The sequence below is a fragment of the Nocardia brevicatena NBRC 12119 genome (assembly GCF_000308495.1).
GTDB lineage: Bacteria > Actinomycetota > Actinomycetes > Mycobacteriales > Mycobacteriaceae > Nocardia > Nocardia brevicatena.
The window spans coordinates 1-24,519 of sequence record NZ_BAFU01000020.1 but is presented as its reverse complement, the minus strand read 5'-3'; the positions used below and the strand labels follow the sequence as shown (position 1 = coordinate 24,519).

Below are 24,519 nucleotides of genomic sequence, written 5' to 3'. Positions count from 1 at the left end.
CCGTTCACGCCCCGAGATGCGGCCACTGGCCGTAAGGAATCAGCGATATCTCCCGGACATGCGCGTCGATATCGATCGCGAAACCGACCGCCTCACCCACCTTGCGGGACGAGAACAATGGGAACGTCTCCTCTGTATAGTCATATCCGTATTCCCGGGCGGCCAGGGTCACCGCTTCCAAGGTGGCATCGGCGTCGTAGAAGCCGGTGTCGGTCAACCCCGGCATCACCTCGGTCACGAAGATGTTCTCTTTCGTGAGGTCCAGAGCCAGCGTGCGGGCCATCGCATGCGCCGCGGCCTTCTGGATCGCGTCCAACCCGTGTAGCCGGCCGGTGCGGGTAGCGGCGACGGCCGAGATCAACACCACCTTGCTGCGTTCCTGGCGCCGGAACATCGGGCGCATCGCCTGCAAGAGGTTGAGCCAGGTCACGGTATTGCTGCCCACGATCTCGGGAATCGCCTTCGCCGGCGTCTCCCAGGGGTCCAGGAAAATCGTCCCTCGCGGCATGGGAACGGTGGACTCGGAGATCCCCGCATAATGCACCAGATGCACGGAAATGTCCTCACGCCGAGCGATTTGGCCGACCTCCTCGGCGAACTCGGCTACGGCGTCGGTATCGAGTAGGTCCACGAGGTCATAGCGGGAGCCGGCGGGCATGAGATATTTCTGGATGAGTCGAAGGTGGTGCTCATGGCTGCCCATCATGTGTACCAGGTGGCCGCGCTTGGCGAGTTCGACCGCCGCACCCGCTGCTGCGTTGAGCTTGTATCCGAGCCCCTCGAAGGTGACGGTATCCTCGGTATCGGTCTTGGTGAATGTTCGCGCCGCCACACGCATGTTCACGCCGGTCACCACGACCAGGCTCCGTGACGTCATCCTTCTGCTCCGCGCTGGTCGAATCGGAAATGAGCTTGCAGCACGCCGTCGGTAATGCCGGCGTGTCGCTCGAACGGGCGTTCGAGGTCCGGCCGCAAGTCCGGCAGGTGAGATAGCACGGTGCGCAACGCGATCCGAGTCTGCAGCCTGGCGAGCAGGGCCGCGATGCACATGCGTGGTCCAACCCCGAAGCCGAGGTGGCGGTTCGGTGATCTCGTCACATCGAAGACATCGGGGTCGCTCGCCTGGCGGTTGCCGCCGTTGACCGCCGGATCGCGGTTGGCGGCACTGAGCCACAGCCGCACCGGTGTCCGAGCAGGAATACGCACACCACCGTCGAGCACAATATCGGTGACCGTGACGGCCGGCCTGGCCGGAAAGGGCGTGCCGAACCGGAGCACCTCCTCGCCGGCCCAGTGCAACCAGGTATCGTCGTGCATCTTCTTCCGTGTCTCGCCGAGCAGATCGAACTCCCCCAGCAGGGCGAACGCGTTCGCAGTGTTGGTTCCCGCGTCTTCGACCGCAGACTGGGACAGGCTCCACACGGTGCCGAGCAGTTCGATATCGGTTATCACGTCCGCGCGCCACGCCGTGACCAAATCGTCGAGCAGCCCGTCGCCCGGATGCGCCGCGCGATGCCGGATCAGCTCCCACAGATATGCCTCGACCTCTTCGGGCTCGCGCTCACCCAAACCCCCACGCGGTGTCCGGATAACCGTATAGAGCTGATCGCTCAGCCATTCCCGGTGTTCGGCGGGAATACCCACCAGCGAGCAATTCGTGGCGAGCGCCAACGGGTATGCCAGCTCGGTCGCGATATTCACCTCGCCGGTACCCTTGTCGATAATCGCGTGGACCAATCCCTGGGCATGGCCCCATATCGCCGATCCCAGCCGCTCGACGGCGCCTTTGTGGAAATAGGGCTCGATGATATCGCGCAGCACTTGATAGCGTCCAGGCGAACCATCGGCCCGCCGCTTCCCCGTCCCCCACACAAAGGACCAGGTCGCATGCACCCGCTCTCCGGCAGGCGCCCAATACGACGCATCCCGCGAAAACTCCCGCTCTTCAGCGCCGTCCAACATCATGCGACGAACGTCGCGGTAACAGCGCACATGCGCCACACCGTCCTCGACGAAGGCAGAACCTGGCGTTCGAAACCGAGCATCCCTCGGAAAGTCCGACGGTTTCATATCATCCAGCTCCTAGAAGCGGCAGGGCAGTACGCTGTTACGCCGCCAAACAAGGGCTGCGCGCCGCAGATTACTCGGAACAACTCATTGGCGCAACATCGCGGAGTTACCAGAAAAGAACAATCGGCCAGAGCCTGGAAATATCATCGACGTAGGGCGAAATCTGCCACCGGCACCCCAAAAGGCGGTCGCAGCCCGAGGCGCATTATGTGGAGCGGACCGTGACCACACCTTCCAGGGCTGCCCATCCACACCGCAGCCACCCTTGCCGCTCATACCCTGCTCCCGCTGGTCCTGGTCCGACCGACCCCAACCGACCCAACGCTCCCGAGAGCGTCCCGGGGCACCCTTCGCGGTCAGGCTTTCCGAGTAAGCAAGGACGCCAAGGCGCGCAGCGTGGCCAGGTAATCTTCGTCCAAGGGCTGCAGAGCGAGATGATCCGCGCCCGCCTCGATATGGGCACGCACCTGCCCGGCGACCCGATCGGCCGTGCCGTGCACGGCGAGCGCATCCAACAGGCGGTCGCTGCCGGGTTTGGCGATATCGGCGTCGGTGAAGCCGAGACGGCGCAGATTATTCGTGTAGTTGCGCAGGCCGAGGTACATCCCGACGACCTTGCGGCCCGTTTCCCGCGCCCGCTCGGGATCGCTGTCCAGGACCAGCTTCTGTTCGGGCACGAGCAGAGCGTCGCCGACGATCTCACGGGCCCGTGCGGTGTGTTCGGGAGTGGTCAGATAGGGCAGGGCGCCGGCCGTGCGGTCGGCCGCCAGTTTCAGCACCTTCGGACCGAGCGCGGCCAGGGCGCGGCTCGCCACCGGGACACGGGCCTCGTCCAATTCGTCGAGGTATTCGACCAGCGCTTCGTACGGGGAGCGGTAGGGCGCGTTGGCCTCGGGATGGCCGACACCGATACCCAGCAGGAAACGGCCGGGGAAGCGTTCTTCGATGCGGTGGAAGGACTCGGCCACCTCACCGGCGGGACAGGTCCAGATATTGACGATGCTGGTGGCGACCTTCAGGTTTTCGGTGGCGGCCAGCAGGTCTTCCACCACCGGCAGATCCGACGGCGGAGAACCGCCGAGCCAGAGCGCACCGTATCCGAGTTGCTCCAACTCGGCGGCCGCCTCGGGGGTGAACAGCTTGTAGTACCGCCAAACTCCGTAGCGTCCGAAATCAATCGTCATATCTGCCCCAACCTTCGTCGTCGGTGAACTGTTCCGGTCGGTCCCGACCCTATCGCCGCCGCTGTGCGCGGACGTGCTGCACGCGCGGGCTACTCCGGATCGCCCGAACCTCCGCAACAACCGTCCGCGACCGCGCCCACCGAACGCGTCTCCCGGGTTTGCGCATTCCGCGCGGCCAGTCCGGATTCGGCCGGATAGTCCACGGCGATCAGGCTGAGACCGTGCGCCGGCGCGACCGTCACCGAACTCGACCGCTGCCGCTGGGCGAGCAGCCCCGCCACCCATTCCGGGGAACGACGGCCCTGCCCCACCACGAGCACCGCACCCACCAGACTGCGCACCATCGACCAGCAGAACGCGTCCGCGCTCACATAGGCGTCCAGTCGGTGCCCGTCGCGCACCCAGTCGTAGCGCTGAAGTTCCCGAATGGTGGTGGCGCCCTCGCGACGGCGGCAGAACGCGGCGAAATCGTGCAGACCCAACAGATTTCGCGAGGCCGTGCGCATGGCGTCCAGATCGACCTCCCGACAGCCGACGACGCAACGGGCCGACAGCGGGTCGGGACCGTAGGGAGCGGTGGTGAGGCGGTACACGTAGTGGCGGCGGATGGCCGAGAAACGAGCGTCGAATTCGACGGACACCGGGCCGATTCCGGTGATTCGCACGTCCTTGGGCAGGAACTTCGCCATCCGATGGATCAGCGCGTCCGGATCGATATCGGCGGTGGTGTCGAAATGCGCGACCTGCCCCTCGGCGTGTACGCCCGCGTCCGTGCGTCCCGCGACGGTCAACCGCACCGGTTCACGCAGCACCTTGCCCAGCGATTCCTCCAAAACGCCTTGCACGGTGCGGTGGCCGGGTTGGTGGGCCCACCCCTGGAAATCGGTGCCGTCATAGCCGATATCCAGCCGAATCCGCCGGGTGGCGCGCTCGGCCGCCGCTCCCGACGGACCGGCTGCACTCATCCCGGTCCCCGTAGCGGACGCACCCGTGAAGTCCGGCGGCCGTGTTGCGGCCGGTTCGTGCACGCTCACCAGACAACTCCTCCCGAAACCGGACGAGCCCGCCCACCCTGATCGGGCAGCGGGCTCGTCTCACGATCCGCGGCGTACGCGCCGGTCCGGACACCGGAGCCGGCGCTCACGCGCGTCGGCCACCCGAGAGGCGGCCAACGTTTTTCACGCCTTGTCGTCGGCCTTTTCCTCGGTGGCCTTTTCCTCTGTGGCCTCGGCGTCCTCCGTGGCCGGGGCCTCGGTCGCCTCGGACTTCTCCTCAGCGGTCTCGGCGGCGGGGGCCTCGGTCTTCTGCGACGCGGCGACCCGACGGGCGCGATCGGCCTCGTTGGTCACGGTCTTCTCCCGGACCAGCTCGATGATCGCCATCGGGGCGTTGTCACCTTTACGCGGCAGGGTCTTGATGATCCGGGTGTAGCCGCCCTCGCGGCCCTCGAACGACGGACCGATCTCGGCGAAGAGATCGTGCACGACGTCCTTGTTCCGGATCACCTTGAGCACCTCGCGGCGGTCGGCCAGGGTACCGGCCTTGGCCTTGGTGACCAGCTTCTCGGCGTAGGGGCGCAGCGCCTTGGCCTTGGCCTCGGTGGTCGTGATCCGACCGTGCTCGAAGAGCGCCGTGGCCAGATTGGCGAAGATCGCCTTCTGGTGCGACGCCGACCCGCCGAAGCGGGCACCCTTCTTGGGCTTGGGCATTGTTGAATCTCCTTGTATGAGGCCGCTTCCGGGGCGCCTACCCCGGTGGCCTAGAGCTGTTCGGTTTCGGCGTAGTCCTGCTCGCCGCCGTCGTTGTCACTGAAAGTGCCGCTGTCCGACCAGGTTCCGGTGCTCGCGTCGTAGCCGACCACGCTGGACGGGTCGAACGACGCCGGGCTGTCCTTGAGCGAGAGGCCGAGCGCGTGCAGCTTGACCTTGACCTCGTCGATGGACTTCTGACCGAAGTTGCGGATGTCCAGCAGATCCGATTCGGTCCGGGCAACCAGCTCGCCGACGGTGTGCACACCCTCGCGCTTGAGGCAGTTGTAGGACCGCACGGTCAGATCCAGGTCCTCGATCGGCAGACCGAAGGAGGCGATGTGGTCCGCCTCGGCCGGCGACGGGCCGATCTCGATGCCCTCGGCCTCGACGTTCAGTTCACGGGCCAGGCCGAACAGCTCGACCAGGGTCTTGCCCGCCGAGGCGAGCGCGTCCCGCGCGCTGATGGAGTTCTTGGTCTCCACGTCCAGGATGAGCCGGTCGAAGTCGGTGCGCTGCTCGACACGGGTGGCCTCCACCTTGTAGGTCACCTTGAGCACCGGGGAGTAGATCGAATCCACCGGGATCCGGCCGATTTCCGCGCCGGCGGCCTTGTTCTGCACCGCCGGGACGTAACCGCGACCGCGTTCGACGACGAGCTCGATCTCGAGCTTGCCCTTGTCGTTCAGGGTGGCGATGTGCATATCCGGGTTGTGCACCACGACACCGGCCGGCGGCACGATATCGTCGGCGGTAACGGTCCCCGGGCCCTGCTTGCGCAGGTACATGGTGACCGGCTCGTCCTCCTCCGAGGACACGACCAGGCCCTTGAGGTTCAGGATGATGTCGGTGACATCCTCCTTCACGCCGGGCACGGTGGTGAACTCGTGCAGGACACCGTCGATGCGGATGCTGGTCACCGCGGCCCCCGGGATCGAGGACAGCAGGGTGCGCCGCAGCGAATTGCCGAGGGTGTAACCGAAACCGGGCTCGAGGGGTTCGATGGTGAACTTCGAGCGGTTCTCGGCGATGACCTCTTCGGTCAGCGTCGGACGCTGGGAAATCAGCATGTGGATCATCCTCCTTTATGGGCGCCCGCTATTTGACGCCTCGTCTAGGGGTTGTGCGTGACCATCCGGGCCGATGGTCACGCACCAGCGGCACAGCCGATTACTTCGAGTAGTACTCGACGATCAGCTGTTCCTGCAGCGGCACATCGATCTGAGCGCGCTCCGGTTCCTGGTGGACCAGGATCCGCAGCCGCCCGGGGATGACCTGGAGCCAGCCGGGCACCGGGCGGTCGCCCAGGGTCTCGCGGGCCACCTGGAACGGCAGCGTGCCCAGCGACTTCTCCTTGACATCGATGATGTCGTACTGGCTCACGCGGTAGGACGGAACGTCCACCTTCTTGTTGTTCACCAGGAAGTGGCCGTGGCTCACCAGCTGGCGGGCCTGCCGGCGGGTGCGCGCCAGGCCGGCGCGGTACACCACGTTGTCCAGCCGGGTCTCGAGCAGGCGCAGCAGGTTGTCGCCGGTCTTGCCCTTCTGCCGGTTGGCTTCCTCGTAGTAGCGACGGAACTGCTTCTCCATGACGCCGTAGGAGAAGCGGGCCTTCTGCTTCTCCTGCAGCTGGAGCAGGTACTCGCTCTCCTTGATCCGCGCGCGGCCGTGCTGGCCGGGCGGGTAGGGGCGACGCTCGAACGCCTGGTCACCGCCGACCAGGTCGACGCGCAGGCGACGCGACTTGCGGGTGATGGGTCCGGTGTAACGGGCCATTGTGCTCTACCTTCCTTCCCGCTAGACGCGACGCCGCTTGGGCGGACGGCAGCCGTTGTGCGGCTGCGGGGTGACATCGGAGATCGTGCCGACCTCCAGGCCCGCGGCCTGGAGCGAGCGGATCGCGGTTTCGCGGCCCGAACCGGGGCCCTTGACGAACACGTCGACCTTCTTCACGCCGTTCTCCTGCGCCTTGCGGGCCGCGTTCTCGGCGGCCAGCTGCGCGGCGAACGGGGTCGACTTGCGCGAGCCCTTGAAGCCGACATGGCCGGAGGACGCCCAGGAGATGACGTTGCCGGACGGGTCGGTGATGGACACGATCGTGTTGTTGAACGTGCTCTTGATGTGCGCGTGGCCGTGGGGAACGTTCTTCTTCTCCCTGCGGCGCGACTTCTGGGTCTTCTTGGGGCCGGAGGCCCTGGACTTGGGAGGCATCGGTTATCCCCTACTTCTTCTTGCCGGCGACGGTGCGCTTGGGGCCCTTGCGGGTACGCGCGTTGGTCTTGGTGCGCTGGCCGCGCACGGGCAGGCCACGACGGTGGCGCAGACCCTGGTAGCAGCCGATCTCGATCTTGCGGCGGATATCGGCCTGCACCTCGCGGCGCAGGTCACCCTCGACCTTGAATTCCGAGGCCTCGATGTAATCGCGCAGCTTGGTCAGATCGTCGTCGGACAGATCCTTCGAGCGCAGATCCGGGCTCACGCCGGTCGCGTCCAGGATCTCCGCGGCGCGGGTACGGCCGATGCCGTAGATGTAGGTCAGCGCGATCTCCATGCGCTTTTCGCGCGGGAGATCGACGCCCATCAGACGTGCCATGTGGCAGTTCCTTCACTGTTGCGGAGGTCTGCTCCCTGTCCGTCCCCTCGTCCGATGGGGCCCCGGCCTCCGTTCCGGGGGGTGGGCTCACACACCTTCGGGCTGACCCGAAATCCTCAGTGTGCGGCCGGCGCAGGGAGGCTTACTCGTGTTGTCGCCATTCCGAACCGCGTTCGGTGCTCGGCAGTGGTGTCAGCCCTGACGCTGCTTGTGCCGCAGGTTCTCGCAGATCACCATGACCCGGCCGTTGCGGCGGATCACCTTGCACTTATCGCAGATCTTCTTGACGCTCGGCTGAACCTTCACGTCCGTCCAATCTCTGGTTGTGGTCCGTACCGGGGTACGAACACAGTTGTCCCCGGTCGGTACGACCGGGGAAGTTCCTATACGGGCGAGCCTGCCGACCCGATCACTTGTAGCGGTACACGATGCGTCCGCGGGACAGGTCGTAGGGCGAGAGCTCGACGACCACGCGGTCCTCCGGCAGGATGCGAATGTAGTGCTGCCGCATCTTGCCGCTGATGTGCGCGAGAACCTTGTGTCCGTTCTCGAGCTCGATACGGAACATCGCATTCGGCAACGGCTCGACAACCCGACCCTCGACCTCGATGGCCCCGTCTTTCTTCGCCATGTCCTCCGCGATCCCGGTTACACTGCAACCTGGTTTGACTGCCCTGTACTGTTCGAGTGGACCGAACCGCAGCGTCGAAACCGCCGATCGCACGCAAACAGGCGGCGCATGGATGCACCGCCTGACCAGCTTACCGGCAGGTATCGAATCGGGCAAAAACGGGTCACCCGGATAATCGAACGTCCCGTTTCCACACCGACTCCCGACGACTCCCGCCCCCGGGGACAACGAGACATTCGCGTAAACTGGCGGCTGTCCGAGGGTTGAGCACAACAGGAGGGGACGCGTTGAGCCGCAGTAACGACGGCCTCCCCATGCTGCCACCATGGTTGTCCGAGGGTGACGCCAACCCCAGTGGCGACAGCTCCCACGTCGGCTACGAAGCCCCTGTCCAGAACCTCCCCCAGGACGACTACATTCCCGACTCTCCTCCACCCAGACGTGGCTTCTTCAACCGTGGCTCGGACGATGATTCCGAGGGCGGCGGCCGGCGGGACAAACGCCGCCTCCTGCGGCGCCGCAACAAGAGCGACCAACAGTCACTGGAGGAGCGGGTCGGCGAACTGCTGCCGAATCGTGCGAACAGCCCTGCCCGCCGGGCCGCGGCCACGTGGGACGAGTGGTCCCCCCGATCCGATGCGGCCCCCGAACGACCGCAGGGCGTCGAGCCGGATCCGGCGGATCATATGCCGGGCGGCACCGGCCGGCCGAGCGAACAGCAGCCCGCATCGCCGGGCCCATGGCAGTCGGCACCGCCCCCGCAGGGCGAGCAGTCCGGGTTCGCACCCGAAGCCGTGCAGCAGTACCAGGGCGGCCCGAACGCGCAGTCCGGTACCGATACGGGGCCGGGAGCCGGACAGTGGAGCGCACCACAGCCGGACCTCCCGGATCTGCCGACCCGGCGGCCGGGCCCCCCGTCCGACGGTTTCCGGCCGATCGGCGACCGTCCCCCCGTCGACCCGAACCAGTACGGTTCCCCGCCCGATTCCGCGCAGAACGCCGCGGCCGAGCCGGCTCGGCCGGTACAGAACGCCCCGGGGCAGGCACCGCCGGATATTCCGCCCACCACGGCACAGCAGGAGGACAACCGTCCGTACCTGCCACCCCCACCGCCGCTGCCGGACGCGCCGCCGAGCGATTTCCGGCAGGCCGGTGAGACGGCGGGCGCAGATCCCGCGTACGCACCGACGCCCGAACCGGCTCGATCGCCCGTCCCCGAACCTTCCGACCGCCGCCCGGCCGAACCCACGGTGGTGCAGCAGCCCCTGCAGCGCCTACCGGACCTGCCGGCCGCCTCCAGCGCCGCGGAGTCTCCCACGCGAGCCGACGGCCCGGAGGCCCCGGAACAGGCGGGTTCCCGCACCCCGGACGCGGGTCCCGTCACGCGAACGGATGAGGCGTCGTTCTCCGGTCACGGCCACCCCGACGGTCCCCTCCCGCCGAACGCCGACCACTCGGCGACCGGCGCTTCCCACGGCGGCCGGTCTCCGATGGGATTCCCCGAACCGACCCCGCACAACCGAGGAACCACCACACCGACGGACCGACCGTACGAGACCACCTCGCCCGCCGGTCCCTCGGATATCGCACCGCAAAGCGGTTACGGGCCGTCGAACGGCCCCGGCATCGCCCCCGCTCCCGGCACCCGGACCCCGCCCGGTCCGGCCGCACCGGGACCCGCTCCCCAGGCTCCCGGTCCCGTATATCCCGCTTCCCCGACGCCCGGGCCTGCTCCTTATGCCCCCGGTCCGGCCCCATATGCGCCCGGACCCGGTCCTTACGCCTCCGGACCCGTCCCCCAGGCCCCCGGACCCACTCCCTATCCCCCCGGACCAGCTCCCCAGGCCTATGGACCGACTCCCTACGCCTCCGGTCCCTACGCCCAGGCACCCGGACCGGATCCGCGGACGTCGGGCTTCTTCCACCAGGTACCCGACCCGTATCGGCAGTGGCCCGCGCCCCAGCCGGGGCCGAACCATCCGGCGCCGATGGCCGACAGCGGCCCACCCGTTCAGGGTTATCAACCGCCCCCGAACCAGCAGTGGAACCAACCCGCGCCCCCGCCCCACGGCGGTCAGTGGCAGGGGCCTCCGCAGGGGCAGCCGGGATACTGGCCGAACCAGAACGGTCCCGGCGGCCCGGTACCCGGTGGGCCGGGCTCGTCACTGGACGACGTGCCGTTGCGGCGCGCCAAACGCGCACCCGGTTCCGGGTGGCGCAAAGCCGTGCATCACGTCTCCCGGGGCGCGATCAACCCGGGTATGTCCGCCGAGGAGCGGCGGTTGCAGGAGTTGGTGGCCCGTATCCGGCAGCCGGTGCGCGGCGACTACCGCATCGCGGTGCTCTCCCTGAAGGGTGGTGTCGGCAAGACGACCACCACGATGGGTCTCGGCTCGACCTTCTCCTCGATTCGCGGCGATCGGGTCATCGCCGTCGACGCCAATCCCGATTTCGGCACGCTGTCGCAGCGGGTGCCGCTGCAGACCCGGTCCACGGTGCGCGATCTGCTGCTGGATCCGGCGATCCAGCGCTACTCGGATGTGCGCCGCCACACCTCGCAGTCCTCCAGCCGACTGGAAGTGCTTGCCAGCGAACGTGATCCGGCCGCGTCGGAGGCGTTCAACGAGGCCGAATACCGCGCGGTCGCCCGGATTCTGCAACGGTTCTACAACATCATCCTCACCGACTGCGGCACCGGCCTGATGCATTCGGCCATGACCGGTGTGCTCGACCTGGCGCATTCGCTGGTGCTGATCTCCTCCCCGGCCATCGATGGTGCCCGCAGCGCGGCGGCCACCCTGGACTGGCTGTCGTTGCACGGTCACGACCATCTGGTGCGCAATGCCGTGGTGGTGATCAACTGCCCACGGGACGGTTCACCCAACGTGGGTATTCAGCAGTTGCGGGAGTACTTCCTCACCCGCTGTCGAGCGGTGCACATCATCCCCTTCGATACGCATCTGTCCGAGGGCGCGGAGATCGACCTGCATCGGCTGCACAAGGACACCAAACGCGCCTACGTCGAGCTGGCCGCCACCGTGGCCGACGATTTCGCGACCGACCACCGGCGCTTCCAGCAGTAGCCCGACCGTCGAGGTCCACCGCCGGACCGGGACCTCACCACTCCGGGAGCCGGCGGCGCCCCGCCATGACCTCCCGGACCAGGTCGTCGTAGGCATCGGTCAGTTCGGCCAGGTGATGCCAGGCGCCGTGCAGCAGCTCGTCGTCCGAGACCAGGGTCATCAGCGCGTGATGGGCGCGGACCGAGGCCTCGGCCAACCGGTCGATCACCGCACCGATGGTCTCGGTGTGCAGGGTGGCGCCCAAACGGTTCTGGGGAACGTTGCGCATCACCCAGTCATCGATGGCCATGACCAATTCCATTCGGCGCCGCTCGATTTCGAGGATCCGTTCGGGATCGGTGACCATCGAACCACCGCGCCCCACCAGCCGTCGTTCGTGTAGTACCGCCAGATCACGGGTGAACCAGAGCAATTGACTCCCGACCACGCGGTGTCCGCGCGCCGCCCGGACCAGTAGATCCGAGTTGGGCAGTGGCCCAGGAGTCTGCGTCACCGGATCGGCACCATATTGTGTGCCGGGGAGAGCCATTACGACTGTAGTATCCGAACCTGCCACGTTGCCTCGCCGTCATCGCCGCACAACACCGGATCAGTACGTTCATTACAATAAACCCCGGAAGTCGCCTGTCAAGCGATAACGGGCCGCGCCGAGCGCGAAAGAATACACTCCGTTACCCGGCCGACCAATCGGGGAGTACGATGGCCGGACGGTCCGATGTATCAGCGGATCGCGGACCACCTCCGCGAGGAAATCCGCGCAGACCGCTGAAGCCGGAGACCGACTTCCCGGTCACGCCGAACCGGCCGAGCAGATGCAGGTCTCCCTCACCACCGCGCGGAACGCGGTCCAGGTGCCGGTCACCGAGAACCTCGTCTACACCGCGACCTCCCGAGGGACCCGGGTGCGCAGCCAGGAAGTGCTGGAATCCGTGGTCACCGGCCATATCCGGCCCAACCGAAACCGTGGGTCCGCCGACACGGGAAACGACCGGCCCACCCCTGTCCCCACCGGCGAGGCCGGACGGTCAGATCGGCGGCAGGTAGGCCACCTGAATCATCTCGGGTTCGCTGCGGTGTCGAGAGATGAGGGTGCCTCGGCCGGCCGGCAGCTTCGCCGCACGGACATCGTCCAGGAACTTTCCTTCGTCCTTGGGCGCGCTCATGAGCAGCGCGTCGACCGAAAGATCCTTCATCCTGCCGAGCACCTTGTCGTACAGCGCGCGAGCCGCACCGCCGGAGCGTCGGGCGATGATCAGGTGCATCCCGGTATCGCGTGCCTGCGGAAGGAATTCGAGCAGTGGCTCCAACAGATTCTGCCCTGCCGCCACCATGTCGTAGTCGTCGACGACGACATAGATCTCCGGTCCGCTCCACCAGCTACGCTCACGCAACTGCTTCGGGGTGATATCCGAGCCGGGAATCCGTCGTGTCAAGTAGGCCGCGACCTCCTTGATCACGGCGACCGAGGTCTGCGAAGAAGTCGAATACCCGGCCAGTTGATCGCCTTCGAGGACACCGAGCCTGGTACGCCGGTAGTCGATGAGAATCACCCGCGCTTGGTCGGCGTTCGAGTTCTCCGCCAGACACATCACGATATTGCGCAGCAGTGTCGTCTTGCCGCACTCGACGTCGGCGAACGCCATGAAGTGCGGCTGGGCATCGAAATCCAGAACGAGGGGCTGCAGTTCGGACTCGCCGATACCGACGGCCACACGGGTCGGCCCCAGTCCGATCCCGTAACGACGGACGACTTCCAGCACCTGCTCACGCGGGGTCTGCAGCGGAAGCATGCGCACCTCGGGGGCACGTCTGCCGCCATACAGCGCGTTGAGTTGCTGTTTCGCCTCACCGACGCCCTCTGCCGGCGTTTCCGCATCGGAGCCCGAATCCAATCCCGCGTCGCTGACGATACGCTCGGCACCACTGACATATCCGTCGTCGATGATGACCAGCAGATGGGTCCGCCCTGCCGTCGGCTGTGCGTTGCGCATGAAGCGACCACGTTCGAGCAGTTCGGCGGCCATGGCGGTTTCGAGTTCGGCCGGCGACCGATACATCATGCGCCGGGAGCCGAGCCCGTCGCGGTCCACCGGATGCTGCAGGTGCGGGAGCCATTTGGCCCATCCCCATGTCTCGCTGTCCGGATCGGCGCAGATAATGGCCACTGCGGTGTGGTCCGGTCCGTGTAATGCGACGAACTCCATCAGCATCGACCGGACCAGCGTCCGGGCCTCGACAGGGTCGCCTTCGATATTGATGGCGGGAACGCACGCAACGAGACGGCGGTCGACAGGTTGTGCACGAGCGAGTGGGTGCGGACGAACCGGCGCAATGCCACCGTCGACACCGGTTCCAGATCCTCCAGCGGGCCGGGTTCGGGATGGCTCCACCCCCGCTCCGGTAACCCGCCATCATGCCGATTACGGCCACGACCACCCGCCCGCCTACGCCGACGCCCCGGACGGGCTCGACCATCAGGGCGGAGGATGATCGAGGACATGCGAATCCTGGTGCAACGAGTGACTTCCGCACAGGTATCGGTGGATAACGAGATCGTCGCCGCCATCGATCCGTCGGAACACGCCGCGCCGCACGGCTTGCTGGCACTGGTCGGCGTCACCCACGGCGATACCGCGGCCATCGCGGCGTCCTTGGCCGACAAATTATGGCGCCTGCGTATTCTCGACGACGAGCGCAGCGCCGCCGACCTATGCGCGCCGATCCTGGTGGTCAGCCAGTTCACCCTCTACGCCGACACCCGCAAGGGCAGGCGTCCGTCCTGGTCCGCGGCCGCACCGGGACCGGTGGCCGAACCGCTGGTCGACACATTCGCCGATGCCCTGCGCGAACTCGGCGCACCGGTCGCCGTCGGACGTTTCGGAGCGCATATGCGTGTCGCGCTGACCAACGACGGACCGGTCACACTGCTACTGGAGTCATGACAACCCCGCGAGCGGATCGAGGTCTCCGGTCCCTCCCGGTGCCGGACCGCCGACCCGGGTGGCTGTTCGCACCACAGGCAGCGACGGGCTCCCGGACTACTCGGGCCGCACGGTGAGGATTCGCGGGCCGTCCTCGGTCACCGCGACAGTGTGCTCCCAGTGGGCCGCGCGGGAACCATCCGCCGTCACCACGGTCCAGTCGTCGTCGAGCACTTTGGTCTCGGTGGTACCGAGGGTGAGCATCGGCTCGATGGCCAGCACCGAACCGACCACCAAGCGGGGGCCGCGGCCCGGATGCCCCTCGTTCGGCAGGAAAGGGTCCAAGTGCATCTCGCGGCCTATACCGTGCCCGCCGTAACCGTCGACGATGCCGTAGTCGCGGCCGTGATCCCGCTCCGCCGCCCGGGTGCCCACCTCGATGGCGTGGGAGACGTCGGTGAGCCGGTTGTCCGGCAGCATGGCCGCGATACCGGCCTCCATCGCCTTCTCGGTGGCGACACTGAGCAGCCGATCCGCCTCGATGAGTGGGCCGACGCCGAACGTCCAGGCCGAATCGCCGTGCCAACCGTCGAGGATGGCGCCGCAGTCGATGGACACCAGATCCCCCGCGGCGAGGACCTCACCGGACGATGGGATACCGTGCACGACCCGGTCGTTGACCGAAGCGCAGATGGAAGCGGGGAACCCGTGATAGCCCTTGAACGAGGGCACCGCCCCGGCGTCCCGGATGGTCTGCTCGGCGACCTCGTCGAGTTCCAGGGTCGACACCCCGGGCGCCGCGGCCTTGCGCACCTCGACCAGGGCACGACCCACGATCGCCCCGGCGGCCGCCATCGCGTCCAGCTCACCGGGGGTGCGGAACGGCACCACCTTCTTGCCCTTGCGGCCGAAAACCATGGTGGATCAGTTCTCCATAACCGGGGCCGTCGCGACGGCGGGCCGCACTACCGCGAAGCTCCGCTGCTCGGGCAGTTCAGCGCGGACAGGGCGCGCTCGTTGACCTCGTCGACCTCGCCGATGCCATTGACCGTGACGACCAGACCGTCGTAGTAGTCCAGCAGCGGCGCGGTCTCGGTGCGGTAGACCCGCAGCCGGTTGCGGATGACCTCTTCGTTGTCATCGGCACGGCCACGCGCCAGCATCCGCTCCACCACGGTGTCCTCGGCGACATCGAAACTCAGTACCGCGTCCAGCCTGGTGTCCATACCGCTCAGGATCTTCGCCAGCGCGTCGGCCTGGTCGACGGTGCGCGGGTAGCCGTCCAGTACGAAACCGTTGGCCGCGTCCGGTTCGGCGACGCGGGCCTCGACCATCCGGTTGGTGACGTCGCTGGGCACCAGATCGCCGGCGTCCAGGTACTTCTTCGCCTCCAGGCCCAGCGGAGTCTGCTGGCCGATGTTCGCGCGGAAAAGGTCCCCGGTCGAGATATGCGGTACCCCCAGTTTCTCCGACAGCAGGACGGCCTGAGTGCCTTTGCCCGCTCCCGGCGGTCCTAGCAGTACAACTCTCACTTGAGGAACCCTTCGTAATTTCGATTCATCAGTTGGCTTTCGATCTGCTTCACGGTGTCCAGTCCGACACTCACGACGATCAGTACCGCGGCACCGCCGAACACCATGCTCTGCGCGCCGCCCGTGGAGCCGATATCGAGGAACACGCTCGGCAGTACAGCCACCGCACCGAGGTAGATCGAGCCGGGGAGGGTGATCCGGCTCAGTACGTAGTTCAGATGGTCGGCGGTCGGTTTACCGGGGCGGTAGCCCGGGATGAAACCGCCGAACTTCTTCATCTCGTCGGCCCGTTCCTCCGGGTTGAAGGTGATGGCGACATAGAAGTAGGTGAAGAACACGATCAGAGCGAAGTAGATCGCGATATACACCGGGTTGGTGGGGTTGACCAGGTACTTCTGGATTATCTCCTGCCACCAGCTCGGGTTGGGGTCATTGGTGGAACCGATCAGCTGCACGAGCAGGTTCGGCAGATACAGCAGCGAGGACGCGAAGATCACCGGGATCACACCGGCCTGGTTGACCTTCAGCGGCAGATAGGTCGACGAACCGCCGTACATCTTACGGCCGACCACACGCTTGGCGTAATGCACCGGGATCCGGCGCTGTCCCTGTTCGACGAAGATCACCGCGACGATGACCGCCAGCGCGGCCACACAGACCACCCCGAACATCAGACCACCGCGGCTGTCCAGGATCAATTTGCCCTCGGTGACGACGCGGGCGGCGATACCGGAGAAGATCAGCAGTGACATACCGTTACCGACGCCGCGCTCGGTGATCTGCTCGCCGAACCACATGACCAGGGCGGCGCCCGCGGTCATCACGACCACGATGATGATCATTCCGAAAATGCTCGTATCGGCGAGGATGTCCTTCTGACAGCCCCGCAGCAGCTGCCCGCGAGCGGCCAGCGCGACCAGACCCGTGGCCTGCAGAATCGCCAGCGCGATCGCCAGGTACCGGGTGTACTGCGTCATCTTGGTCTGGCCGGTCTGGCCTTCCTTCTTCAGTTCCTCGAACCGAGGGATGACAACGGTCAGCAACTGGATGATGATGCTGGCGGTGATATAGGGCATGATGCCGATCGCGAAGATCGACAATTGCAGCAGCGCGCCACCGGAGAAGAGGTTGATCAGCTGGTAGATCCCGGCGTTCTCACCACCGGAGACCAGGTCGACACATTCCTGGACTGCCCGATAGTCCACCCCGGGCGAGGGCAGCGACGCACCGGCGCGGTACAACGCGACCAGACCCAGCGTGAAGAGAATCTTCCGCCGCAAATCCGGAGTCCGGAAGGCCGATACGAAGGCGGAAAGCACAGATCCTCCTGGCGAACGACATGGTCATGCCATGGAATTGTTCAGCGGTGTCCCGGTGGATATCGCCGAACCCACGACTGGTCTTGGCAGACAACACTTGAACTCTAACAGTGGCACCGGACGAGTCTGCACTCGTCCGGTGCCGCTGCGCCGAATTTGCGGCCGCGCGACCTCTACGTGGTCACGTAAGCTACCGTCTCCGGGGCCGACACACGGCCGCAGTGCCGAATTTGCGGCCGCGTCATTTCGATGTGGCCCCGCAGGCTACCGCTTCCGGGGGCCGACACAGCCGCTGGGTGAACTCTTACGTCAGACCAACTCGGTGGCGGTGCCACCGGCCGCGGCGATCTTCTCCTTGGCGGAGCCGGAGAACTTGTCCGCGCTGACCTGGACGGCGACGGAGATCTCGCCCTCGCCCAGCACCTTCACCAGCTGGTTCTTGCGGACCGCGCCCGCCGCCACCAGCTCGTCCTTGCCGACGGTGCCACCCTCGGGGAACAGCCGGGCGATTGTGCCGACATTCACAACCTGGTACTCCACCCGGAACGGGTTGTTGAAGCCCTTGAGCTTGGGCAGTCGCATGTGAATGGGCATCTGCCCACCCTCGAAGGAGGCGGGCACGTTCTTACGCGCCTTGGTGCCCTTGGTACCGCGGCCCGCGGTCTTGCCCTTGGACCCCTCACCACGGCCGACGCGGGTGCGGTCGGTCTTGGCGCCGGGCGCCGGACGCAGGTGGTGCAGTTTGATAACGCTCATGTCAGACCTCCTCAACGGTCACGAGGTGGCGCACGGCATTGATCAGACCACGGTTGGCCGGGGTGTCCGGCCGGGTCACCGATTTGCGGATACCCCGCAGACCCAGGGTCCGGAGGCTATCGCGCTGGTTCTGCTTGGCGCCGATCGAACTCTTGATCTGGGTCACCTTGAGATCTGCCATTGTCAGACTCCTTGTCCGGCACGGGCACGCAGCATGCCCGCGGGAGCGACGTCCTCGAGCGGCAGACCACGGCGGGCCGCGACCTCTTCCGGACGCTGCAGCTGCTTGAGCGCGGCAACGGTCGCGTGCACGACGTTGATCGCGTTGTCGCTACCGAGCGACTTGGCCAGGATGTCGTGGATACCCGCGCACTCCAGCACGGCACGCGCGGCACCACCGGCGATCACACCGGTACCCGGGGAGGCCGGGCGCAGCATGACCACACCGGCCGCCGCCTCGCCCTGCACCGGGTGGGTGATGGTGGAGCCGATCATCGGGACGCGGAAGAAGCCCTTGCGCGCTTCCTCGACACCCTTCTGGATGGCTGCGGGGACTTCCTTGGCCTTGCCGTACCCGACACCGACCAGGCCGTTCCCGTCGCCGACGATCACCAGGGCGGTGAAGCTGAAGCGCCGACCACCCTTGACGACCTTCGATACACGGTTGATCGCGACAACCCGCTCGAGCTGGTTCTTCTCGGCCGCGCTGTCCCGACGATCACCGCCCCGGCGGTCGTCGCGACCCCGCCGCTCGCGTCCGCCCTCGGGGGCGCTCCCGTTCTGTCCGGCGGGTCCACTTCCGCCGTCACGCCGCTGACGTCCCGGCATCAGACGTTCCTTCCGTTCACAGTCTCGGTCATCATCAGAACTTCAACCCGCCTTCCCGAGCGGCATCGGCCAGCGCCGCGATACGGCCGTGGTAGTCGTGGCCACCGCGGTCGAACACCACGACCTCCACACCGGCGGCCTTCGCACGCTCGGCGAGCAGTTCGCCGACCTTCTTGCCCTTGGCGGTCTTGTCGCCTTCCACCGCCCGCACATCGGCCTCGATGGTGGAGGCGGCGGCGATGGTGTGGCCGGCCGAGTCGTCGACCAGCTGCGCGTGCAGGTGCCGCGAGGAACGGTGCACCACCAGACGCGGCCGCTCGCTCGTGCCCTCGATCTTCTTGCGCAGGCGGAAGTGGCGACGCGCTTTGGCCGCCCGACGCCGGGTCGATACGTCCTTGCCCAGCGGGATGCGCTTGGCCTGCTTCTTCTCCTGGCCGGCAGTCGTCTTCGCTGTCGTCTTCGCCATGATCACTTACCCGTCTTTCCGACCTTGCGGCGCACGACCTCGCCGGCGTAGCGGATGCCCTTGCCCTTGTACGGATCGGGCTTGCGCAGACCGTGGATGACCGCCGAAACCTGGCCGACCTTCTGCTTGTCGATCCCGGACACGGAGAACTTGGTGGGCGATTCCACCGCGAAGGTGATGCCCTCGGGCGCCTCGATCGGCACCGGGTGGCTGTAGCCGAGGGCGAACTCGAGGTCCTTGCCCTTCTGCTGCACACGGTAACCGACGCCGAAGATTTCCATCTTCTTCTCGTAGCCCTGCGTGACACCGGTGATCATATTGGCGATCAGGGTCCGGGTCAGGCCGTGCAGCGAACGGCTGCGCCGCTCGTCGTCCGGGCGGGAGACGACGATCGCACCGTCGTCGTTCCTGCTCACGGCGATCGGCTCCGCCACGGTCAGCGCCAGCTGACCCTTGGGGCCCTTCACCGCGACGTCTTGTCCATTGAGGGTCACCTCGACACCCGAGGGGACCAGAACCGGATGCTTACCGATACGCGACATCGTCCGTACCTCCCTTACCAGACGTAGGCGAGGACTTCCCCGCCCACACCCTGCTGAGCCGCCTGTTTGTCGGTGAGCAGGCCGGTCGACGTGGAGATGATCGCCACGCCGAGGCCGCCCAGGACCTTGGGCAGGTTGGTGGATTTCGCGTACACGCGCAGGCCCGGCTTGGAGACGCGGCGCAGACCCTGCAGGCTGCGCTCCCGGCTGGGGCCGTACTTGAGGTCCACGACGAGGGCCTTGCCCACGGTCGCGTCCTCGGTGCGGTAATCGGCGATGTAGCCCTCACGCTTGAGGATCTCGGCGATATTCGCCTTGAGCTTCGAATGCGGAGCCTTCACCTGATCGTGGTACGCCGAGTTGGCGTTGCGCAGACGTGTCAGAAAGTCTGCGATCGGATCGGTCATGGTCATGGTTCGACCTCGACACCTTTCTCGCTGCGGTTCCCATACAGCACCGGACACGCGCGTTCGCGCCCGATCGTGGGCCTTCAGCAATTCGGCTGGTCCGGCCGGCAGTTACCGACCGGATGAGTTCGTCGTCGCCCAGGCCACCCGTGCACGGTCGCACGCGGACACAAGGGTGCCCAAGCAACCGGTCTAGTGTAGGCAACGGGGTGTGCGGGACAAAATCGGGCTCGGCACGAGCGGGTGGGGTGGTCATTCCCCGAGCTCATGACCAGCAGGAATACCTATTTGCGCGGTCTACTGTCGGTCCATGGCGAGTCCACCCGTTCGGCGGCCCGACCTGCCTTGGCACATGGCCCGGAAGGAGTTCGAACAACTCCCGCAGGATATTGCCGGTCGAATTCCGCGGTTCCGGCACAGGCAGACCGCCGTCCAGACCCTGCCGGTCATCCCTTCCGAGCCTTGGTCGATCCGATCCCTGAGATCACCACCTCACCGACACCGCAGGACGAATTCACCCACACCACCTGCCTCCGGGCCGGGCCGGCACCGCTGTGGGCCATCACACGAATCGCCCGACCGTCCGCAATGTCGGGCCCGACGCCACCCATGTCCGGGCCGTATGCCCCTACCCACTACCGACCGGCCGCGGGAAGGTCTATGCGAACAGGGAAAGGAGACCCATACGGAACCCAGGCCACCAACCCCTCGACACATCGATCGAACGCGCGTCGGCGCCGCAGCGCCCACTTTGTCCCGACGATCGAGCCGGCCCGCGATTTCCGCCGGAAACCTCTGCTGCTCTCCACCGGCGAAGCAGTAAGAACGGTGTAGGGTCGATACCGCTGGTCACTCTGAAGACAAGATCCGCGGCTCTCTCCGCGTGCCTGCTCCGATTCGGCGCTGGAGTTCGTGTGATCCGTCGGTTTCGGCGCCGACGCATACCGCGCAGGAACCTATCTACTCCTATAGCGAGCCGCCAATCAACGGTGCATCAGTGGAGTGACGCACCGTTCGGCCGAGGAGCCTCGCGTGCAACACCATTCACGCATATCCCGTGACGAACCCTCCGGGTCCGCCTCGCGCACCGCGATTATCGACACCCGCACCCGATCCTCGCGACCGGAAGAGCCACGCGCGGTGCGCGCGCCGGCCCTCGCCGATCCACCAACAGGCACCGCTCGACGAAAAACGCCCTCACATGGCACACGCCTGTCCGTTCTGAAGTCACGCGGCCGCAAAGTCGCGGCACTCACCGCCCGCTTCCTGGGATGGGCCACGCTGACAATCGCATGCTATTGGCTCGCCGAGTTCGGAGAGATCTGGAACATTCCCGCACCGCAACTGGTGGTGCCCATGCTCGTCGGGATCGCTGTAGCGCTCACCGGCCTGGTTCGCTCCCCTTTCCCGAAGCGGGCGAGTCGCGCGGTGCAGGCCATGGTCGGCGTTCTGATGGGCAGTTATCTGCACCCTCGAGCCCTGGCTGCCGTGGTCACGACGAGCCTGCCCCTCATTGCGGTGACGATCACGACGATCATGTGCTGCGGGCTGGCGGCCTTGTGGCTTGCCCGGGACCCGAGAATCTCGATCATCGATGCTCTTCTGGGCATGGTTCCCGGTGGGTCCGGCGGCATCATTGCGTGCGCCCACGACCTGGGCGCCGATTCGCGACAGGTCGCCTTCGCTCAGTATCTGCGGGTCGGACTGATCGCGCTCACCGCACCGTTGATCGTGATGGCAGTCGGCGGCCGCGGCGCGGCGCGATCGTCTTCTGTCGAATGGCCTGCGTTCGCCCATTGGGTTCAGCAACCGCAGGGTGTGCGGTCGGTTGTGGTACTGGCCGCCATATGTCTACTCGGCATCAGGCTCGGTGAACGCCTCAGACTCCCGGCGCCGGTACTGCTCGGCCCCATGGTGGCCGCGGCAATCGTCACACTCACCGACACCTGGACCGGGTTCGCCCCCGCCGGCCCACTGGAAGACATGCTCTTCGTGGTCATCGGCCTCGAGGTCGGCCTCAGGTTCACCCGGCCCGCCATCCGGGGTACTGCCAGGATCCTTCCTCGCCTGCTCACCGCGATCGGCGCCGTGTATCTGCTCTGCACGGGTTTGTCGTGGGCGGCCGCGACCGTCACCGGCATCCCCTTCGTCGAGGCATACCTGGCGACCACACCGGGGGGAATCAACGCCGTGTTGGCCACCGCGGTATCCAGCCAGAGCGATGTCCCGCTGATATCGGCCGTCCAGAGCTTTCGTCTCTTCCTCGCGTTGCTGCTGATACCACCACTGGTCCGATGGCTGGGCACGCGGTTCACACCCACCATTGACAAGCCCACCATCCGGTCCACCCACAGTGGGCGCACCGAATGAACCCGGACAACGCCACGCACACAGTCCGAGCCCCGAACCACTTCGCAGTTGACCACCTACGCGAGGACCTCGGCACCGACACCACGGTCCTGCCATGACTCGGCAGCAACGCGGCCGACGGCATAGGGGGCCTCCTCACCCTCATACCTGTCGACAACCCACTCGCGGGTGCCGCACGGTCGAGCACGCCTACGGCGTTTTCGGCGCTGTTGAAGCGCAAGTCGTACATCTGCGGTAAGGTTATGAACAATCGTTCATGAACACTTGTTCATAATCTGAGGAGGTTTCGATGACCGGCATCGTCAACACCGCACAGGCGCAGGCATGGAACGGATACGAAGGTGAGCACTGGGCGGACAACGACGACCGATACGACGCGGTGAACGGCGGGTTCAACGAACCACTGCTGGCGGCGGCGGAGATACGGGACGGCCACAGGATCCTGGACATCGGATGCGGAAACGGCCAACTGACGCGGCTGGCCGCGGTACGGGCGGGTTCCGGCTCGGCGACCGGCATCGACCTGTCCGGTCCCATGCTCGCCAGGGCCCGCAGTCGCGCGCGTAGCGAGAACATCACGAATATCTCGTTCCAGCAGGGCGACGCACAGGTGCACCCCTTGCCCGCCGGCGAATTCGACGTGGCCTCGAGCCGATTCGGGATCATGTTCTTCGCCGACCCGGTCGCCGCCTTCACCAATATCGCCCGCGCCCTGCGGCCTGCCGGCCGGTTGGTGTTCACAGCGATGACCTCACCGGTCGGAACGGATCTCGGCACGGTATTCGGTTCTCTTACGCCACATCTCCAGTACTCCGGCCCGAAGGACGGCCACGGCCCCACCTCCTTTTCCGATCCCGACCATGTGCGCGCCGTGTTGTCGGAAGCGGGCTTCACCGATATCGCGTGCACCTGGACCGAAGCCGACGGAATCTGGGGAAGCGATACCGCGGACGCGGCCGAGTTCATCATGGGCTGGGGACCGATCCGCCACCAGTTGAGCCGGGTGGGCCAGGCGGCCGAGGCGGACGCCCGGGATACGCTGCTCGACGTATTGCGACCGTTCGAGCGCCCCGACGGTGTCCGACTGCGTGGCACCGCCTGGCTGGTCACGGCCACGGCGCCGCTACAGTAGGTCGAATGTCACCGCGAAAGGCCGCGGCGCTGCGCGATCGCGACGACGAACGCGACCTGCGCGGCCACCTGATCGCGACCGCGGAGCAGATGATGATCGAGCAGGGCGCGGCCGGTCTCACCGTCCGCGCCATCGCGCGGGCGGCCGGAGTCGCCACCGGAGTGCTCTACAACCACTTCGCCGACAAGGAAGAACTGTTGGCCGCCGCGCTACGCGAGCACGTCGACAATGTGCAGCGCGGACTCGGCCCGCTTCCGGCACCGGGCACCGGCGAGGTCGAAACGAACCTGCGCACCTACCTCGACCGAGGTCTGGCGCTGCACAGGACGATCCTGCCGGTCTGCGCCGGACTGCTGGCACAGCCGGCGGTCCTGGCACGGTTCGCCGAAACGGATCGAGAGGAACGGGACTGGCGTCATCGGTTGGGTGACTACCTGCGTACCGAACGCACCCTCGGCCGTATCGCCCCCGACGCCCAGGTCGATGCCGCGGTCGCCATGCTGGTCGGCATCTGTCACGAACAGGTCCTGTCGGCGCTGGTGCCGGCAGCCACCGTATCGACCCCGCCACCGCTCGAATCAGTGGTCACGGCCGTACTCGACGGCATCCGCGCACCGTCCCAGCGATAAGCCCTTCGCGACGGCTTATCGCTGGGACGGTGCGCCGCCCCGGCAACATGACGAAGCCCCAGGTCAACAGGTCACATCACGACAGTGAATCACGCTTCCGAGCGATGATCAGCCCGTCCGCGATTGTCAGTAGCACGGATTCGATGCGGTGATCCGCGCGGACGTGTTCGTTGAATCGCTTGATGGCCAGAGCATTGCCAGTGGGCTCATCCTCGGCGACAGCGCCTCCGTAAAGGGTGTTGTCGGCCAATATCAGCCCGCCGGGCCTGACCAAGGGAACGAGCAGTTCCCAATAATCGATGTAGCCG

At 66.4% G+C, this 24,519-nt stretch carries 28 protein-coding genes; 5 read left to right on the top strand and 23 right to left on the bottom strand.

Annotation, left to right across the window (positions count from 1 at the left end; translation table 11 throughout):
- Nucleotides 1–4: 4 nt before the first annotated feature.
- The 11 genes from ON20_RS04335 to infA all read right to left on the bottom strand — a co-directional run bounded on the left by ON20_RS04335 (nt 5) and on the right by infA (nt 8,226).
- Entirely contained in the window at nt 5–877 is an 873-nt protein-coding gene (locus tag ON20_RS04335) for an SDR family NAD(P)-dependent oxidoreductase (RefSeq protein ID WP_040833635.1), read from the bottom strand.
- Nucleotides 874–1,821, bottom strand: coding sequence for a cytochrome P450 (locus ON20_RS32790; RefSeq protein WP_051161602.1), 948 nt, complete (start codon nt 1,819–1,821; stop codon nt 874–876). The genes ON20_RS04335 and ON20_RS32790 overlap by 4 nt, the downstream gene beginning before the upstream one ends.
- Nucleotides 1,822–2,426: 605 nt before the next feature.
- Nucleotides 2,427–3,254, bottom strand: a complete 828-nt coding sequence (locus ON20_RS04325) for an LLM class F420-dependent oxidoreductase (protein WP_040833634.1) — start codon at nt 3,252–3,254, stop codon at nt 2,427–2,429.
- A gap of 89 nt (nt 3,255–3,343) precedes the next feature.
- On the bottom strand, nt 3,344–4,219 hold the full coding sequence (gene truA / locus ON20_RS04320; protein WP_040833633.1) for a tRNA pseudouridine(38-40) synthase TruA: 876 nt from the start codon (nt 4,217–4,219) through the stop codon (nt 3,344–3,346).
- A 213-nt stretch (nt 4,220–4,432) separates the two neighbouring features.
- Nucleotides 4,433–4,963, bottom strand: a complete 531-nt coding sequence (gene rplQ, locus ON20_RS04315) for a 50S ribosomal protein L17 (RefSeq protein ID WP_040833632.1) — start codon at nt 4,961–4,963, stop codon at nt 4,433–4,435.
- Between the two features lie 50 nt (nt 4,964–5,013).
- Nucleotides 5,014–6,072, bottom strand: a complete 1,059-nt coding sequence (locus ON20_RS04310) for a DNA-directed RNA polymerase subunit alpha (protein WP_040833676.1) — start codon at nt 6,070–6,072, stop codon at nt 5,014–5,016.
- Between the two features lie 100 nt (nt 6,073–6,172).
- A complete protein-coding gene (gene rpsD / locus ON20_RS04305) occupies nt 6,173–6,778 on the bottom strand; it encodes a 30S ribosomal protein S4 (protein WP_040833631.1) in 606 nt (201 codons plus the stop codon).
- A 21-nt stretch (nt 6,779–6,799) separates the two neighbouring features.
- Nucleotides 6,800–7,213, bottom strand: coding sequence for a 30S ribosomal protein S11 (gene rpsK, locus ON20_RS04300; protein ID WP_014349147.1), 414 nt, complete (start codon nt 7,211–7,213; stop codon nt 6,800–6,802).
- 10 nt (nt 7,214–7,223) lie between these two features.
- Entirely contained in the window at nt 7,224–7,595 is a 372-nt protein-coding gene (gene rpsM, locus ON20_RS04295; RefSeq protein ID WP_040833630.1) for a 30S ribosomal protein S13, read from the bottom strand.
- A 192-nt stretch (nt 7,596–7,787) separates the two neighbouring features.
- Nucleotides 7,788–7,901 carry a 50S ribosomal protein L36 gene (rpmJ, locus tag ON20_RS04290; RefSeq protein WP_006592630.1) on the bottom strand — a complete coding sequence of 38 codons (114 nt, stop codon included), beginning with the start codon at nt 7,899–7,901 and terminating at the stop codon, nt 7,788–7,790.
- A gap of 103 nt (nt 7,902–8,004) precedes the next feature.
- On the bottom strand, nt 8,005–8,226 hold the full coding sequence (gene infA, locus ON20_RS04285; RefSeq protein WP_003418601.1) for a translation initiation factor IF-1: 222 nt from the start codon (nt 8,224–8,226) through the stop codon (nt 8,005–8,007).
- A 1,583-nt stretch (nt 8,227–9,809) separates the two neighbouring features.
- Between infA and ON20_RS04280 the strand changes: the two genes are divergently transcribed.
- A complete protein-coding gene (locus ON20_RS04280; protein WP_438803377.1) occupies nt 9,810–11,309 on the top strand; it encodes a MinD/ParA family ATP-binding protein in 1,500 nt (499 codons plus the stop codon).
- A gap of 34 nt (nt 11,310–11,343) precedes the next feature.
- Here ON20_RS04280 and ON20_RS04275 read toward each other — a convergent pair whose 3' ends face one another.
- Together ON20_RS04275 and ON20_RS36060 are read right to left on the bottom strand one after the other, a co-directional pair.
- Entirely contained in the window at nt 11,344–11,802 is a 459-nt protein-coding gene (locus tag ON20_RS04275; RefSeq protein ID WP_245547035.1) for a DUF4254 domain-containing protein, read from the bottom strand.
- A gap of 532 nt (nt 11,803–12,334) precedes the next feature.
- Entirely contained in the window at nt 12,335–13,513 is a 1,179-nt protein-coding gene (locus tag ON20_RS36060) for a hypothetical protein (RefSeq protein ID WP_218002434.1), read from the bottom strand.
- Nucleotides 13,514–13,807: 294 nt separating this feature from the next.
- On the opposite strand from ON20_RS36060, the gene dtd reads away from it, so the two are divergent.
- Nucleotides 13,808–14,251, top strand: coding sequence for a D-aminoacyl-tRNA deacylase (dtd, locus tag ON20_RS04260; protein WP_040833674.1), 444 nt, complete (start codon nt 13,808–13,810; stop codon nt 14,249–14,251).
- A 96-nt stretch (nt 14,252–14,347) separates the two neighbouring features.
- On the opposite strand, the gene map is transcribed toward dtd, so the two are convergent.
- From map to rpsH, 9 genes are all read right to left on the bottom strand, one after another.
- Nucleotides 14,348–15,148, bottom strand: a complete 801-nt coding sequence (gene map, locus ON20_RS04255) for a type I methionyl aminopeptidase (protein ID WP_040833626.1) — start codon at nt 15,146–15,148, stop codon at nt 14,348–14,350.
- A 47-nt stretch (nt 15,149–15,195) separates the two neighbouring features.
- Nucleotides 15,196–15,762 (bottom strand): adenylate kinase, encoded by a 567-nt coding sequence (locus tag ON20_RS04250; RefSeq protein WP_040833625.1) that lies wholly within the window; start codon nt 15,760–15,762, stop codon nt 15,196–15,198.
- Entirely contained in the window at nt 15,759–17,081 is a 1,323-nt protein-coding gene (secY, locus tag ON20_RS04245; protein WP_040833624.1) for a preprotein translocase subunit SecY, read from the bottom strand. The genes ON20_RS04250 and secY overlap by 4 nt, the downstream gene beginning before the upstream one ends.
- 309 nt (nt 17,082–17,390) lie before the next feature.
- The gene (gene rplO / locus ON20_RS04240) at nt 17,391–17,837 is read right to left on the bottom strand and encodes a 50S ribosomal protein L15 (RefSeq protein ID WP_040833623.1); all 447 of its coding nucleotides are present in this window, start codon (nt 17,835–17,837) and stop codon (nt 17,391–17,393) included.
- Nucleotide 17,838: 1 nt separating this feature from the next.
- Nucleotides 17,839–18,018 carry a 50S ribosomal protein L30 gene (gene rpmD / locus ON20_RS04235; protein ID WP_040833622.1) on the bottom strand — a complete coding sequence of 60 codons (180 nt, stop codon included), beginning with the start codon at nt 18,016–18,018 and terminating at the stop codon, nt 17,839–17,841.
- Between the two features lie 2 nt (nt 18,019–18,020).
- Nucleotides 18,021–18,665, bottom strand: a complete 645-nt coding sequence (gene rpsE / locus ON20_RS04230; RefSeq protein ID WP_040788653.1) for a 30S ribosomal protein S5 — start codon at nt 18,663–18,665, stop codon at nt 18,021–18,023.
- Between the two features lie 34 nt (nt 18,666–18,699).
- Nucleotides 18,700–19,131 carry a 50S ribosomal protein L18 gene (gene rplR, locus ON20_RS04225; protein ID WP_051161618.1) on the bottom strand — a complete coding sequence of 144 codons (432 nt, stop codon included), beginning with the start codon at nt 19,129–19,131 and terminating at the stop codon, nt 18,700–18,702.
- A gap of 2 nt (nt 19,132–19,133) precedes the next feature.
- Nucleotides 19,134–19,673 (bottom strand): 50S ribosomal protein L6, encoded by a 540-nt coding sequence (rplF, locus tag ON20_RS04220; protein WP_040833621.1) that lies wholly within the window; start codon nt 19,671–19,673, stop codon nt 19,134–19,136.
- Nucleotides 19,674–19,687: 14 nt separating this feature from the next.
- The gene (gene rpsH, locus ON20_RS04215; RefSeq protein ID WP_040833620.1) at nt 19,688–20,086 is read right to left on the bottom strand and encodes a 30S ribosomal protein S8; all 399 of its coding nucleotides are present in this window, start codon (nt 20,084–20,086) and stop codon (nt 19,688–19,690) included.
- A gap of 1,026 nt (nt 20,087–21,112) precedes the next feature.
- On the opposite strand from rpsH, the gene ON20_RS04210 reads away from it, so the two are divergent.
- The 3 genes from ON20_RS04210 (at nt 21,113) to ON20_RS04200 (ending at nt 24,211) form a co-directional block, all read left to right on the top strand.
- On the top strand, nt 21,113–22,450 hold the full coding sequence (locus tag ON20_RS04210; protein WP_051161599.1) for an AbrB family transcriptional regulator: 1,338 nt from the start codon (nt 21,113–21,115) through the stop codon (nt 22,448–22,450).
- A gap of 289 nt (nt 22,451–22,739) precedes the next feature.
- Nucleotides 22,740–23,582, top strand: a complete 843-nt coding sequence (locus tag ON20_RS04205) for a class I SAM-dependent methyltransferase (RefSeq protein WP_040833619.1) — start codon at nt 22,740–22,742, stop codon at nt 23,580–23,582.
- Between the two features lie 5 nt (nt 23,583–23,587).
- Nucleotides 23,588–24,211 carry a TetR/AcrR family transcriptional regulator gene (locus ON20_RS04200; RefSeq protein ID WP_040833618.1) on the top strand — a complete coding sequence of 208 codons (624 nt, stop codon included), beginning with the start codon at nt 23,588–23,590 and terminating at the stop codon, nt 24,209–24,211.
- Nucleotides 24,212–24,287: 76 nt separating this feature from the next.
- On the opposite strand, the gene ON20_RS04195 is transcribed toward ON20_RS04200, so the two are convergent.
- On the bottom strand, nt 24,288–24,519 hold a 232-nt coding region (locus ON20_RS04195), incomplete at its 5' end, for an O-methyltransferase (protein ID WP_040833617.1).

Bases quoted from the DNA above. Each gene is read 5' to 3' on its own strand.
- ON20_RS04335 (WP_040833635.1), bottom strand. From the start codon at position 877: ATGACGTCACGGAGCCTGGTCGTGGTGACCGGCGTGAACATGCGTGTG.
- ON20_RS04325 (WP_040833634.1), bottom strand. From the start codon at position 3,254: ATGACGATTGATTTCGGACGCTACGGAGTTTGGCGGTACTACAAGCTG.
- truA (WP_040833633.1), bottom strand. From the start codon at position 4,219: ATGAGTGCAGCCGGTCCGTCGGGAGCGGCGGCCGAGCGCGCCACCCGG.
- rplQ (WP_040833632.1), bottom strand. From the start codon at position 4,963: ATGCCCAAGCCCAAGAAGGGTGCCCGCTTCGGCGGGTCGGCGTCGCAC.
- ON20_RS04310 (WP_040833676.1), bottom strand. From the start codon at position 6,072: ATGCTGATTTCCCAGCGTCCGACGCTGACCGAAGAGGTCATCGCCGAG.
- rpsD (WP_040833631.1), bottom strand. From the start codon at position 6,778: ATGGCCCGTTACACCGGACCCATCACCCGCAAGTCGCGTCGCCTGCGC.
- rpsK (WP_014349147.1), bottom strand. From the start codon at position 7,213: ATGCCTCCCAAGTCCAGGGCCTCCGGCCCCAAGAAGACCCAGAAGTCG.
- rpsM (WP_040833630.1), bottom strand. From the start codon at position 7,595: ATGGCACGTCTGATGGGCGTCGATCTCCCGCGCGAAAAGCGCATGGAG.
- infA (WP_003418601.1), bottom strand. From the start codon at position 8,226: ATGGCGAAGAAAGACGGGGCCATCGAGGTCGAGGGTCGGGTTGTCGAG.
- ON20_RS36060 (WP_218002434.1), bottom strand. From the start codon at position 13,513: ATGGAGTTCGTCGCATTACACGGACCGGACCACACCGCAGTGGCCATT.
- dtd (WP_040833674.1), top strand. From the start codon at position 13,808: ATGCGAATCCTGGTGCAACGAGTGACTTCCGCACAGGTATCGGTGGAT.
- map (WP_040833626.1), bottom strand. From the start codon at position 15,148: ATGGTTTTCGGCCGCAAGGGCAAGAAGGTGGTGCCGTTCCGCACCCCC.
- rplO (WP_040833623.1), bottom strand. From the start codon at position 17,837: ATGAGCGTTATCAAACTGCACCACCTGCGTCCGGCGCCCGGCGCCAAG.
- rpmD (WP_040833622.1), bottom strand. From the start codon at position 18,018: ATGGCAGATCTCAAGGTGACCCAGATCAAGAGTTCGATCGGCGCCAAG.
- rpsE (WP_040788653.1), bottom strand. From the start codon at position 18,665: ATGCCGGGACGTCAGCGGCGTGACGGCGGAAGTGGACCCGCCGGACAG.
- rplR (WP_051161618.1), bottom strand. From the start codon at position 19,131: ATGGCGAAGACGACAGCGAAGACGACTGCCGGCCAGGAGAAGAAGCAG.
- rplF (WP_040833621.1), bottom strand. From the start codon at position 19,673: ATGTCGCGTATCGGTAAGCATCCGGTTCTGGTCCCCTCGGGTGTCGAG.
- rpsH (WP_040833620.1), bottom strand. From the start codon at position 20,086: ATGACCATGACCGATCCGATCGCAGACTTTCTGACACGTCTGCGCAAC.
- ON20_RS04205 (WP_040833619.1), top strand. From the start codon at position 22,740: ATGACCGGCATCGTCAACACCGCACAGGCGCAGGCATGGAACGGATAC.
- ON20_RS04200 (WP_040833618.1), top strand. From the start codon at position 23,588: ATGTCACCGCGAAAGGCCGCGGCGCTGCGCGATCGCGACGACGAACGC.